The following is a 13554-nucleotide window of genomic DNA, read 5'->3' as shown; positions in this document are numbered from 1 at the left end:
GCGATACCGGGCACAGCGAATTACTCGACAAAAATATGCGGATAGAAACGGGAAAGATCCTGTGTGATCAGCGCGCGGTCTTCGCGAATGCCGATACCTGCAGGTTGATCGTTGATTAGCCAACTGCCGATCAGCATGTAGCTGTCGCCGAACTTCGGTAGCTGATGGAACTGCTGCACGATCATTCCCTCTTCACCGTACGGACCTTCCACCGCTTCGATCGTTTTACCGTTCTCAACGATCGACACGTTAGCGCCTTCACGCGAGAAGATCGGTTTCACGACGAATTTCTCCATCTGCGGATAGTCGTCTTCGGCGAAGTACGCCGGCAGAAGATTCGGATGGTTCGGGAACATTTCCCACAGCAGCGGTAACAACGCTTTGTTGGAGATAATGCTCTTCCAGGCCGGTTCCAGCCAGCGGACGCCGGCATCTTCCAGCTTAGTGGAGAACATCTCGCGCAGCATAAATTCCCACGGATAGAGCTTAAACAGGTTGGCAATCACCTGATCCTCTAAATCCGTGAACTGACCTTTTTCACCAAGACCAATATCTTCAACATAAAGGAATTCAGTGGCGATTTCTGCTTCGGCAGCGCAATCCTGCAGATACTGGATCGTTCCGCGATCTTCAACGGTATCGCGACAACAGGTCAGATGTAGCAACTGAAAACCATATTGCTCACGCAGTGCGGTGAAGCGCTCGATCAGCTTTTCCTGCAGACTGTTGAACTGATCGCTGCCTTCCGGCAAATTGCCTGCATTGAGCTGATCTTCCAGCCAAATCCATTGGAAAAATGCAGCTTCGTACAGCGAGGTGGGCGTATCGGCGTTGTTTTCTAAAAGCTTAGGTTCACCGGTTCCATCCCACGCCAGATCGAGGCGGGAATAGAGCGACGGTTGCTGTGTCAGCCAGGACTGACGGACAAAGCCCCAGGTATGCTTCGGAATGCGAAATTTGGTCATCAGCTCGTCGCTGGCAATGACCTTTTCAACCACCTTGAGGCACATCTGATGCAGCTCAGCGGTGACCTCTTCCAGCTTTTCGACCTGAGCAAGCGTCAGCTTATAGTATGCGTCTTCACACCAGTACGGCTCGCCGTACATGGTGTGAAAGTTGAAACCGTATTCGGTGGCCTTATCGCGCCAGTCCGGGCGCTCGACAATACTGACTCTTTCCATGACGATCAGCCACCCATTGAACGTGTGGTAGTACCGCTTGCGCTACGCTGCATGGTGCTTTGTTTAGCGACTGATTCACCAAATCCGCCGCGGGTTACGGTAGAGGTGGTGGCTGGTTTCGGCGCCATGGCAGTTTTGGGTACGGTCATGGTGCGACCCGGCGTTGCTGCACCGTAGTTTTTGCCGCTGGCGTCAGTATATTTGCCGTATGCAGGGCTGGCTGGGTTTTTCGAGCTGAACAGCGGTTGCTGAGCGCCCATTCCGCCGCCCATCAGTCGGCCCATCATGTAGCCGGCCATCAGCGGCATCCAGAAGCTGCCGCTGCTTTGGTTCTGCGCCTGAGCCTGGCCTTCACCGGTCGGCGCCATGCCTGCTTGCGCAGGTGCCTGCTGGCACTGGCCTTCGCCGAATTCAGCAATACAGTCTTCGCGAGTGGCGTATTTTGGCGCGGTGCGTTCGGCTTCTTTCAGCGCGTTGTTAAACGCGGTGGTACATTCAGCGCTTTTACCCGGATTAGCCGCAGAGCAGTCGTCCGCATTTTGATAAAGCGAAACCGTTTCGTCACTCTTTTCACAGCCCGCGAGCATAAACACTGCGGTAACTGCCAGGGCGACAGGAGTCAGGTGGCGCGCGCTCCAGCTTTTGCGGAACGAGGCGTGATGTATCGATTTTGTCCGTTTCATTTTTGTCTTCCAGGACCCAGTGGTAAACACAGTAAATAATGCTCAGGATAGAGGATGACTGGTCGAAATTGAAGCGGGAAGAGGCGAGAATGCGCAGGAAGAGGCGGATCTTTACGTTGCCTTACGTTCAGACGGGGCCGAAGCCCCGTCTTCAGCATCAATTACGGAACGGGTTGTTACCGTTGCTGCTGGTTGAACGTGCAGCCGTCGGCTGAGCCGCAGGCAGATTGCCAGTGCCGTTATAGTCATTCACGGCGGCATCTTGTTGAGGATTTTGCGGTGCCACGGTATCCGGCGTTGTGGAAACCGGTTTACCCAGCGTATTGTTCAGCGCCACCAGATCCTGCTCGTTCAGCGTACCGAGCGCAGATTTGACGTTTAGCTGGTTGATAAGATAGGTATAACGCGCATTAGCCAATTGTTGTTTGGCGTTGTACAGCGTGGTGGTGGCATCCAACACATCTACAATGGTACGTGTACCTACGGAATAACCGGCTTCCATCGCATCCAATGAGCTTTGGGCAGAGACAACCGCTTGTTTGTACGCGTTAATGCTACTAATGGAGGCATTAATGTTGTTGAATGAAGAACGAACGGTCTGCACCACGCTACGGTGCGCGCTTTCCAGTTGTTCACTCGCGCCAACAAAGTTGTACTGCGCTTGTTTCACCTGCGAGTTAACCATTCCGCCCTGGTACAGTGGCAGCGAGAAGCTCAGGCCGATTTTGTTCTGACCCATGTTGCTGTCGTCATACTGGGAGCCGGTTGCACCACGGGTTTTAGATCCACTATAAGAGGTGTCAGACACGCCGGTAGAGGCGGTTAAATCCAGCGTTGGTAAATGACCGTCCTGCGCCTGACGAATCTGTTCGCGCGCCAGATCCTGGCTCAAACGTGCCTGCAATAAGGTCAGGTTGCGGTTTTCCGCTTCTTTCAGTAGCGCATTCACCGCCTGCGGTTTGTTGGTTTTAAAGCCATCAACGTTCAGCGAAGCAAGTTCCGGGTAGTAGTTACCGGTCACCTGACGCAGCTGTTCTACCGCGTTATCCAGATTGTTACGTGCAGTCACTTCATTCGCTAATACGGTATCGTATTGTGAGCGGGCGTTTTGTACGTCAGTGATGGCGACCAGGCCAACGTTAAAACGCTGAGTGGTCTGATCTAACTGACGATAAACCGCATCTTTCTGTGCCTGGGTGTACGACAGCACGTCAATCGCGTTCAGTACGTTAAAATAAGCGGTGGCGGTATTCAGGATCAGCGTTTGCTGATCGGTCTGGTACGTCACGTCCTGGATGCCCGCTGATTTTTCTTGCAGCGTCAGGGCACGCCATTTAGACATGTCGAACAGCGTCTGAGTCAATTGTAATGACGCGCTGGTAGCGTTGGAGTTGACGCCGTTTGCATCACGGTAGCCATTGCTGTAGGTGTAATCGGCACCTAAACCCAGTTGCGGCAGTAATGGGCTACGCGCTTCGTTAATTTTTTCGAATGCAGCATCGCGATCGGCGGCCGATTTACGCAATTCCGGGTTGCTCAGGCGTGCTTGCTGATAAACCTGCATCAGGTTTTCTGCCTGGCTCAAAGTACTGAACCCCGACAGGCTCAGGCCGATAAGGATGGGGAGCAATTTCTTCATTTGCATTCCTTGTTGTGAAGCAGTATTTAGCGCTGATCAAATTATAAAAATATTTGCTGATTCTAGCAGAATCTGCCACTGCAAAAAGTTGGCGTTACGTGCCATACGGCGTTAATTTGCATCAATTTAACACAAGGGCGTTCAAACATCAGTCAAACTACCTTGAAATTCACATTTTAATCACTATTGGTTTCAGGACAGAACAATGCGTAAACCAGACAACTTGCCAATGACTTTCACTAAAAATGATGTAGAAATTATTGCACGAGAAACGCTATACCGCGGTTTTTTTTCACTGGATCTTTATCGGTTCCGTCATCGCCTGTTTAACGGCGGTATGAGCGGTGAAGTAAAGCGCGAAATTTTTGAGCGCGGACACGCGGCAGTCTTGCTACCCTTTGACCCTGAGCGGGACGAAGTTGTACTGGTCGAGCAGATCCGTATCGCGGCGTTTGATACCAGCGAAAGCCCGTGGCTACTGGAAATGGTGGCCGGCATGATCGAAGAGGGCGAAACCGTTGAGGATGTGGCCCGTCGTGAAGCGATGGAAGAAGCCGGGCTGGAAGTTAAACGCACGAAACCCGTTCTGAGCTATCTGGCAAGCCCAGGTGGTACCAGTGAGCGCCTGTCTATTTTAGTTGGCGAAGTGGACGCCACGACCGCGAGCGGAATTCATGGTCTGGCTGATGAAAACGAAGATATTCGTGTTCATGTGGTGAGCCGGGAGCAGGCTTATCAATGGGTAGAAGAGGGGAGAATCGACAACGCGGCTTCTGTCATCGCCTTGCAATGGTTACAGCTGCACTATCAAGAGTTAAAAACTGAGTGGAAAAAATGAAGCGTTACACACCTGACTTCCCTGAAATGATGCGCCTGTGCGAAACCAATTATTCGCAATTGCGCCGCCTGCTGCCGCGTAATGACGCAGCCGGTGAAACAGTGAGCTATCAGGTAGCAAACGCACAATATCGGTTAACGATCGTGGAATCGACCCGATACACTACGCTTGTCACGATCGAACAAACGGCACCGGCTGTCACTTACTGGAGCCTGCCGTCATTAACCGTGCGCCTGTATCATGACGCGAGGGTGGCTGAAGTGTGTTCAAGTCAGCAGATCTTTCGCTTCAAAGCGCGGTATGATTATCCAAATAAAAAGTTGCATCAACGCGACGAAAAGCATCAAATTAATCAGTTTCTGGCCGACTGGTTACGGTACTGTTTAGCACATGGAGCGATGGCGATTCCGGTTTATTAGCGTCGTGAAACCTAAGGACACCATTTGGAAAGCCTGTTAACCCTTCCTTTGGCTGGTGAGGCCAGAGTCAGGATCTTACAAATTACAGACACTCACCTGTTTGCCGAAAAGCATGAAACGCTGCTGGGTGTGAACACCTGGGACAGCTATCAATCCGTACTGGATGCCATACATGCAGAGTCGCCTGAGTACGATCTGATCGTCGCGACGGGGGATTTGGCGCAGGATCAATCCGCTGCGGCTTATCAGCATTTTGCTGAGGGCATCGCAAGCTTTCGTGCGCCCTGCGTTTGGTTACCGGGTAATCATGATTTTCAGCCGGCAATGTACAGCGCGCTTCAGGACGCGGGCATTTCTCCGGCCAAGCGCGTTTTCATCGGCGAACAGTGGCAAATATTATTGCTCGACAGCCAGGTGTTCGGCGTTCCCCACGGTGAATTAAGCGAATTTCAGCTCGAATGGTTGGAACGTAAACTTGCCGATGCGCCTGAGCGCAATACCTTGCTGCTTCTGCATCACCATCCTCTGCCCGCGGGCTGCAGCTGGCTCGATCAGCATAGCCTGCGCAATGCCGCGGAGCTGGATAACGTACTGGTGAACTATCCGCGCGTGAAATATCTGCTGTGCGGGCATATTCATCAGGAACTGGACCTGGACTGGAACGGACGCCGTCTGATGGCGACGCCGTCGACCTGCGTGCAGTTTAAGCCGCATTGTTCCAACTTCACGTTAGATACCATCAGCCCCGGCTGGCGGACGTTGGAGCTTTTTGCTGACGGGACGTTGCAGACTCAGGTTCGCCGTCTGCAGGGTAATCGTTTCCACCCTGATACCGCTTCAGAAGGCTACTGATGTCTACGCTTCTCTATCTTCACGGATTTAACAGTTCTCCTCGTTCGGCGAAGGCGTGCTTACTGAAAAACTGGCTGGCGGAGCATCATCCGCACGTAGAGATGATCGTGCCGCAGCTACCACCGTATCCGGCCCATGCTGCAGAGATGCTGGAATCGATCATTCTTGAACATGGCGGAGAGTCGTTGGGAATTGTCGGCTCCTCGTTGGGCGGCTATTACGCCACCTGGCTGTCGCAATGTTTTATGCTGCCAGCCGTGGTGGTGAACCCCGCTGTACGGCCTTATGAACTACTGGTCGACTATCTCGGTCAAAACGAGAACCCCTACACGGGGCAGCAATATGTGCTAGAGTCACGCCATATTTACGATCTTAAAGTCATGCAGATTGACCCGCTGGAAGCGCCGGATTTGATCTGGCTGCTTCAACAAACGGGCGATGAAGTGTTGGACTACCGCCAGGCGGTGGCGTATTACGCCTCCTGCCGTCAGACAGTTATTGAGGGCGGAAACCACGCATTCACGGGCTTCGAAGATTATTTCAACCCGATTGTCGATTTCCTTGGACTGCACAGTTTCTGACGATCAATTCGAATTGCTTATTTAAACCATGACGCAAACTTATAACGCTGATGCCATTGAGGTACTCACTGGGCTTGAGCCGGTACGCCGTCGCCCAGGGATGTACACCGATACAACCCGTCCGAACCATCTTGGACAGGAAGTGATTGATAACAGTGTGGATGAAGCACTGGCGGGCCACGCGAAACGCGTGGACGTGATCTTACATGCCGACCAGTCTCTGGAAGTCATTGATGATGGCCGCGGCATGCCGGTAGACATTCACCTTGAAGAAGGCGTTCCGGCGGTAGAGCTGATCCTCTGTCGTCTGCACGCGGGTGGTAAGTTCTCCAATAAGAACTACCAGTTCTCTGGCGGGCTGCATGGGGTAGGGATCTCCGTGGTCAACGCCCTGTCGAAGCGTGTCGAAGTGAACGTGCGCCGCGACGGGCAGGTGTACAACATCGCGTTTGAGAACGGTGATAAGGTGCAGGATTTACAGGTAGTCGGTACCTGCGGTAAACGCAATACCGGAACCAGCGTGCACTTCTGGCCGGATGAAAGCTTCTTTGACAGCCCGCGCTTTTCCGTTTCGCGCTTAACGCACGTACTGAAAGCCAAAGCGGTACTGTGCCCGGGCGTTGAGATCACCTTTAAGGATGAGGTCAACAACAGCGAACAGCGCTGGTGCTACCAGGATGGTCTGAATGACTATCTGAGCGAAGCGGTGAATGGCCTGCCGACGCTGCCGGAAAAACCGTTTATCGGTAATTTCAGCGGTGAAACAGAAACCGTGGACTGGGCGCTGCTCTGGCTGCCGGAAGGCGGCGAGCTGCTGACCGAAAGCTATGTGAACCTGATCCCAACCATGCAGGGCGGGACGCACGTCAACGGCCTGCGTCAGGGCCTGCTGGATGCGATGCGCGAGTTCTGCGAATACCGCAATATCCTGCCGCGCGGCGTGAAGCTGTCGGCGGAAGATATCTGGGATCGCTGCGCGTACGTTTTGTCTGTGAAAATGCAGGATCCACAGTTTGCCGGTCAAACCAAAGAACGTCTGTCTTCACGTCAGTGTGCGGCGTTTGTTTCTGGCGTGGTGAAAGATGCCTTTAGCCTGTGGCTGAACCAGAACGTGCAGTCAGCCGAGCTGCTGGCTGAGATGGCGATTTCCAGCGCCCAGCGTCGTCTGCGCGCGGCGAAAAAAGTGGTACGTAAAAAGCTGACCAGCGGTCCGGCGTTGCCGGGGAAACTGGCGGACTGTACCGCACAGGATCTCAATCGCACTGAATTGTTCCTCGTCGAAGGTGACTCGGCGGGTGGCTCGGCCAAACAGGCGCGCGATCGTGAATATCAGGCGATCATGCCGCTCAAAGGTAAGATCCTTAACACCTGGGAAGTCTCTTCCGATGAAGTGCTGGCCTCACAGGAAGTTCACGATATTTCGGTGGCGATCGGCATCGATCCGGACAGCGACGATCTGAGCCAGCTGCGCTACGGTAAGATCTGTATTCTGGCGGATGCGGACTCCGATGGCCTGCATATTGCCACGCTGCTGTGCGCATTGTTTGTGAAGCATTTCCGTACGCTGGTGAAACACGGACACGTTTACGTGGCGCTTCCGCCTTTATACCGTATCGACCTGGGTAAAGAGGTGTATTACGCGCTAACGGAAGAAGAGAAAGCGGGCGTACTGGAGCAGTTAAAGCGCAAGAAAGGCAAGCCGAACGTCCAGCGCTTTAAAGGTCTGGGTGAAATGAACCCGATGCAGCTGCGCGAAACGACGCTGGATCCGAACACCCGTCGCCTGGTACAGCTCATCATCGATGATGAAGACGATCAGCGTACCAACGCCATGATGGATATGCTGCTGGCCAAGAAGTGTTCTGAAGATCGTCGTAACTGGTTGCAGGAGAAGGGCGACCTGGCGGATCTTGAAGGTTAATTGACCGTTGAATGCCGGAAAAGCAATGTGCTTTCCGGCGTTAATGTTTATGCCGCTTGCGATACTGCAACGGCGTCTCGCCAATGCCTTTGCCGAAGGCGCTGATAAAGTACGTTACCTCCGAAAATCCCACCTTTTGAGCAACTTCCCGCACGCTGATTTCACTGTGTAACAGCGCTTCACAGGCTTTTCGCAGTCGCAGCGTATTGAGATAGTCAAGAATGCTCTCGCCCGTTTCCATCTGGAAGCGTCGGGAAACATAGCTTTTTGATTTATTCAGCTCCTGCGCCAGCGCTGCCAGACTAAATTTGTGAGTGTAATGCTCATCCAGCCAGAACATCACCTGACTGGCAATACCGCTGCTAATTTCCGGCATATTGCCATTATCGTCGGGTAACAGGCCGAGTAAGTTGACTAACAAACAAGCAACCTGTTCTGTATTTAGCGGTTTCTGAGTGACCATTTTTTCATAACGGCTGAAGAGAAAATCAACATGCGGATGAACATCCGCCGCGTCGACGACCCATGCTTCACTGCCGCGAATGCTCAGATTTTGCAGATGCTGCTGAGTGTGTGGCAAGTCGCGAAGCACCTTCAGCACCGCATGTTGATCGAGATGAATGATGGTACGCCGATAACTATCCCGTGCCTGCTCATCGACCCAGATCTTGTGTAGAGTAAACGGTGGGAAAAAGAACATGCGTCCCGGTCGCATGGTGAACTGCTTATGGTCAACCGTGACCACGCCAAAGCCTTCTTCCACATACAGCACTTCCAGACACTGATGCCAGTGGTGATAACGCACGGTATTAGCGAATAAACGACTGAACGATGCAACCGCATCATTGAGGGCGATCAGCTCCAGACGTTCTTGCGGTGAGGATAAAGTCATAGTGCAATAAATTTAAATTTTTGCCGCCGAATGGTAATTTATAAACCCTATTTTTAAATTTTCTCAATCGCTGTTTTACTTTAATTCTGGTGGTGTGATTGACGTAACATTTCTGCTGGTCTGCGATTCACTATTCTTTAGCCACTTAATTCAGAGGGGCAGAGTATGTGGTCAGCAACTGAAGAAAAATCAAATCCATTGTCATCACGCAAAGACGTAATGTGTGCGGTTAACGCCATTTTACGTGCGCTGGATCGGCAGTTTCCGGCGGGGCAGGCTCAGTTTTCTCTTGGCAATACCTGTGCTCACTACAGCGCGGATATTGCCAGTATGGAAGGGCTTTCCCGGGCGTTGTGGGGGCTATTTCCGCTGATGGCTGGCGGGGCTAAAGTGCCGTTTGCCGAAAAGTACATTCAGGCGATAAAACTCGGTACTGACCCACAAAGCCCACATTACTGGGGAGATACCGGTCCTTACGATCAGCGTCTGGTTGAGATGGCGGCTTATGGCCTGGGTCTGGCATTGTTACAGACGCAATTAACGGAGCATTTCTCCCTGAGCGAACGCGAGAATCTGCACCGCTGGCTGAATCAGATAACCGACTCGCAAATGCCGGACAGCAACTGGAACTATTTTGCGATTATCGTTCAGCTTGGTTTCAAGCGTGCGGGTATGCCTTACGATCAGGCGGCTATCGATCGCCGCTTTGAGCTGATGGAAGCCTACTATCTTGGCGACGGTTGGTATTCCGATGGTCCCGGTCGACCGAAAGATTACTACATCTCAATGGCTTTTCACTTCTACGGCCTGTTGTATGCCACCCTCAGCCCGGATGATACCGAACGCGCTGTCGTTCTGCGTGAACGTTCGCGCTTGTTTGCAGAAGATTTTATTTACCTGTCCGCCGCTGACGGCGCATCGGTGCCATTTGGTCGCAGCCTGACCTACCGTTTTGCCATGGTTGCCTTCTGGAGCGCGGTGGCGTTTGCCGAACTGGATGTTCTTTCGCCAGGCATAATCAAAGGAGTGATCCTGCGTCATTTGCGCTGGTGGCAGAAGCAGCCGATTTTCGATCGTGATGGCATTCTGACGCTGGGGTTTGCCTACCCGAATCTGGCGATGTGTGAAGACTACAACTCGCCGGGATCGCCTTATTGGGCATTGAAGGTCTTTTTGATTCTTGCACTGCCGGAGGATCATCCATTCTGGCAGGCTGAAGAGCTGGCGCTACCGCGACTCGCTGAAAAATGCGTTATCCCCCATGCTGCGCAGATCCTGCAGCATAGTGAGCATTCTGAGCATGTCATGATGCTGACCTCAGGCCAGCTTGAACTGAACAACTACGTTAATACCGAAGCCAAATACACCAAATTTGCTTACTCCAGCCGCTTTGGTTTCACCATTGAGCGTGGCCGTTACGGCATCAAGCATGCAGCCTGTGACTCTATGCTGCTGTTGGCGGACGGTGATGGCTACTATCGTGGCCGCCGTCAGTGCGACGAGGTTCAGGTCGATGAGAATTATATCTGGTCCCGCTGGTCTCCCTGGCATGACGTCATGATTGAGACCTGGCTGATTCCGTTTGGCGAATGGCATCTTCGCCTGCACCGTATTAACAGTGCGCGAACGCTGCAAACGGTGGAGGGAGGATTTGCGGTGATGAAAGCCGAGCCTCGGTTACGTGAGCGTGGATGTCTCCTTGCGGCATGCAACGGAACCAGCGTTATCGTTGATCTGTCGCCGTCCATATTTCGTCAGCCAGATAGCGTGGTCACGCCACCGAACAGTAGCATCATGTTCCCGGAATGCGCGTCGATTCCTGTGTTGACCAGCGAAATCCCGCAGGGCCAAAGCTGGCTTTGCTGCGCCGTGAGCGCCAGCGGGCAGCAAAGACAGTACGCCACCGTTCCGCAGCTATCTATCAACAATAACCAGGTTGTTATTCAGCAGCCTGAAAATGCACGCCAGTTGTCGTTCTTTTTATAGCGAGGGTGGTATGAAAAATAATTCAACGGGAAATCGGACTGAATATTATAAAATAAGCAGTTTTATATTCCTCTATTTCTTTACCTGGTCTGCAAGTATTGGCTTGTTGGCTATCTGGTTGGGGCAAAAGGCGCAGTTGAGCGGTACGGTGATCGGCACCGTATTTGCTGTGAATGGTATATTCTCGGTTATTCTGAAACCTATTTATGGCTATATCCTCGATAAAATAGGTATGAGTAAATATCTGCTCTATTTCGTCGTGGTGATGTCAGCGTTAATGGCACCGTTTTTTATTTATGTCTATCAGCCATTATTACTCTCCAATACCATGCTGGGTATTATTGTTGGCGCGATTTACTTGAGCTTTGCATGGTATGCCGGGGTGGCTGCCTGTGAATCTTATTCTGACCGCTACAGCCGTCTGAACGGCATGGAGTTTGGGCAGATCCGTATGTGGGGGTCGCTTGGCTGGGCGGTGGCGTCATCGTTCTCTGGCCTGCTGTTTAACCTCTCACCGGCCTATAACTTTATGCTCGGCAGCCTGGCGTCAGTGGTGATGCTGGTTGTTCTGGTGAGTCTGAAAGTCAATGTCAATGCGGCCAATGCCTCGGAGGTGCTAACCAAAGAGAAGATCGCACCCGCGGATGTTTACGCCCTGCTGCGTAATCGCAAATTTTGGGCATTCTGCCTGTACGTTGCGGGCGTGGCGTGGATGATGTTTATCGCGGAGCAGCAGTTCTCCCGGTACTTCGTTACTTTCTTTGCCGATGTACATGAAGGGAACGCCGTCTTTGGTTATCTGGGCACCGTACAATCGGGAATGGAATTTTTCATGTACATGGTCATTCCGCTATTCGTCAATTATGTTGGTGCGAAGCGTGGCCTGCTGATTGTTGGGACGCTGGTGGGCGCACGACTGGTTATCTCAGGCCTGTGCGACTCCCACCTGCTCATTTCTGTGCTGAAGCCACTATACGGTCTGGAGATCTGTTTATTACTGGTTTCTGTCTTTAAATATATTGCCGAGCATTTTGATAAACGTGTCAATGCGACCATGTATTTACTGGGTTATCAGGCCATGCTGTATGTCGGTAACGTGGTGGTTTCCTCTCCCGCCGGATTAATGTACGACCGGATAGGCTTTGAGAAGACATATATCATTATGGGCATTGTGGCGCTGACTTTTACATTGATATCGGCATTTACTTTATCTGCCTGTCAGAGTAAACGAGGCAAAAATATCGCTCTCGATATTGCTGAAAATAACCCTGCAAAATAATTTACGTCATAAGGAACCGAAATATGTTAAATCATATCGTTGAGGAATCGTTGCGCACATTTCCTGGCAGTCCGGTTAATCCCGGCAGTTTTCAGGATCAAATAAGTTGCGCCCGAGAACATGTCCTCGAATTGATTAGCCGTCATTTAACGGAATTCGGTGAACAATTCCCTGCCGAAACCTGTGTGCAAGGTTATTACCCACTGACAGAGAATGTGGAATGGACGACCAGCTTCTGGACTGGGCAGTTATGGCTGGCGTGGGAAATGAGTGGTGAGAGCAAATTTCGTGAGATGGCGGAGAAGCATGTGCGTTCGTTTGGCCTGCGTATTGCCGGACGCCACGATACCAACACCCACGACCTGGGATTCCTCTACACGCTTTCCTGTGTGGCGGCCTGGCGGTTGACGGACAATCGCGATGCTCGAGGTTTTTCCCTGATGGCGGCTGAAGCGCTGTTGGAGCGTTTTCATGAAAAGGCGCAGATCATCCAGGCGTGGGGCGATCTTCGCGATCCCGATCAGGCCGGACGGATGATCATTGACTGCAATATGAATCTGCCGCTGCTGTACTGGGCGAGCGAGCAAACGGGCGATCCGCGTTTTGCGAATGCGGCGAAGGCCCACGTTGCGCAGGCAGCCAAATATCTGATCCGCCAGGATGCGTCGACCTTCCACACCTACTATATGGACGTGCAAACCGGCGCGCCGCGTTATGGTAATACCCAGCAGGGCTATGCTGATGATTCTTGCTGGTCGCGTGGGCAGGCATGGGGGATTTATGGTTTTCTGCTGAGCTATATTTACACTGGCGATAAACAAATGGTGCAGTTGTCGAAAAAGCTGGCCAACTACTTTCTTAATCGCCTGCCGGAAGATGCCGTTTGCCACTGGGATCTGGCATTAGTCGGAACCGATGCGCTGCGCGATTCATCTTCGGCGGCGATTACCGTCTGTGGTCTGCTGGAGCTGATTAAACATCTGCCGGTGACCGATCCGGATCGCGAGCGCTATCAACAGTGGGCGATGGGGATCATGTCCTCGCTGACCAGGCATTATCTGATGGGTAAAGATGAACAGGGGAACGGGCTACTGAAACACTCGGTGTATCACCTGTCGAGCAACAAAGGGGTCGATGAGTGTGCAAGTTGGGGGGATTATTTCTACGTTGAAGCGTTAATGCGCTTCACTCAGAGCTGGAAGCTCTACTGGTAAGGAGTGCCCGGTGGCGCTGCGGTTGAATGCCGGATGGTGGCCTAAAACGCCTCATCCGGCAACTCGGCA

12 protein-coding genes are annotated in these 13554 nt (G+C 52.3%); 8 read left to right on the top strand and 4 right to left on the bottom strand.

Features of this window, described 5'->3' with window-relative positions:
- Positions 1–20: 20 nt before the first annotated feature.
- The 3 genes from OGY15_RS04720 to tolC form a co-directional block, all read right to left on the bottom strand.
- Positions 21–1181, bottom strand: coding sequence for a glutathionylspermidine synthase family protein (locus OGY15_RS04720; RefSeq protein WP_151217737.1), 1161 nt, complete (start codon positions 1179–1181; stop codon positions 21–23).
- A 5-nt stretch (positions 1182–1186) separates the two neighbouring features.
- Positions 1187–1864, bottom strand: coding sequence for a DUF1190 family protein (locus OGY15_RS04715; protein ID WP_003024591.1), 678 nt, complete (start codon positions 1862–1864; stop codon positions 1187–1189).
- 157 nt (positions 1865–2021) lie between these two features.
- Positions 2022–3503 (bottom strand): outer membrane channel protein TolC, encoded by a 1482-nt coding sequence (gene tolC / locus OGY15_RS04710; RefSeq protein WP_151217736.1) that lies wholly within the window; start codon positions 3501–3503, stop codon positions 2022–2024.
- A 205-nt stretch (positions 3504–3708) separates the two neighbouring features.
- Between tolC and nudF the strand changes: the two genes are divergently transcribed.
- From nudF to parE, 5 genes are read left to right on the top strand one after another with little or no spacing between them, the layout of a single operon-like run.
- Complete coding sequence (gene nudF / locus OGY15_RS04705; protein WP_151217735.1) at positions 3709–4341, top strand: ADP-ribose diphosphatase; 633 nt, start codon at positions 3709–3711, stop codon at positions 4339–4341.
- On the top strand, positions 4338–4760 hold the full coding sequence (locus tag OGY15_RS04700; RefSeq protein ID WP_151217734.1) for a DUF1249 family protein: 423 nt from the start codon (positions 4338–4340) through the stop codon (positions 4758–4760). The genes nudF and OGY15_RS04700 overlap by 4 nt, the downstream gene beginning before the upstream one ends.
- Before the next feature lie 24 nt (positions 4761–4784).
- On the top strand, positions 4785–5612 hold the full coding sequence (gene cpdA, locus OGY15_RS04695; protein ID WP_187253262.1) for a 3',5'-cyclic-AMP phosphodiesterase: 828 nt from the start codon (positions 4785–4787) through the stop codon (positions 5610–5612).
- The gene (gene yqiA, locus OGY15_RS04690) at positions 5612–6193 is read left to right on the top strand and encodes an esterase YqiA (protein WP_151217732.1); all 582 of its coding nucleotides are present in this window, start codon (positions 5612–5614) and stop codon (positions 6191–6193) included. The genes cpdA and yqiA overlap by 1 nt, the downstream gene beginning before the upstream one ends.
- Positions 6194–6221: 28 nt before the next feature.
- Positions 6222–8114 (top strand): DNA topoisomerase IV subunit B, encoded by a 1893-nt coding sequence (parE, locus tag OGY15_RS04685; RefSeq protein WP_286538533.1) that lies wholly within the window; start codon positions 6222–6224, stop codon positions 8112–8114.
- Between the two features lie 40 nt (positions 8115–8154).
- On the opposite strand, the gene OGY15_RS04680 is transcribed toward parE, so the two are convergent.
- The gene (locus OGY15_RS04680) at positions 8155–9006 is read right to left on the bottom strand and encodes a helix-turn-helix transcriptional regulator (protein WP_286538530.1); all 852 of its coding nucleotides are present in this window, start codon (positions 9004–9006) and stop codon (positions 8155–8157) included.
- Between the two features lie 165 nt (positions 9007–9171).
- Between OGY15_RS04680 and OGY15_RS04675 the strand changes: the two genes are divergently transcribed.
- The 3 genes from OGY15_RS04675 to OGY15_RS04665 are packed head-to-tail and all read left to right on the top strand — an operon-like array spanning position 9172 to position 13485.
- Positions 9172–10992 (top strand): DUF2264 domain-containing protein, encoded by a 1821-nt coding sequence (locus OGY15_RS04675; protein WP_210905376.1) that lies wholly within the window; start codon positions 9172–9174, stop codon positions 10990–10992.
- Positions 10993–11002: 10 nt separating this feature from the next.
- Positions 11003–12271, top strand: coding sequence for an oligosaccharide MFS transporter (locus OGY15_RS04670; protein ID WP_151217729.1), 1269 nt, complete (start codon positions 11003–11005; stop codon positions 12269–12271).
- Positions 12272–12294: 23 nt separating this feature from the next.
- A complete protein-coding gene (locus OGY15_RS04665; protein ID WP_210905375.1) occupies positions 12295–13485 on the top strand; it encodes a glycoside hydrolase family 88 protein in 1191 nt (396 codons plus the stop codon).
- Positions 13486–13554 lie beyond the last annotated feature (69 nt).

Source organism: Citrobacter sp. Cu231 (assembly GCF_030332265.1).
Taxonomy (GTDB): Bacteria; Pseudomonadota; Gammaproteobacteria; order Enterobacterales; family Enterobacteriaceae; genus Citrobacter; species Citrobacter meridianamericanus.
This window is presented reverse-complemented; position numbering and strand designations above follow the sequence as displayed.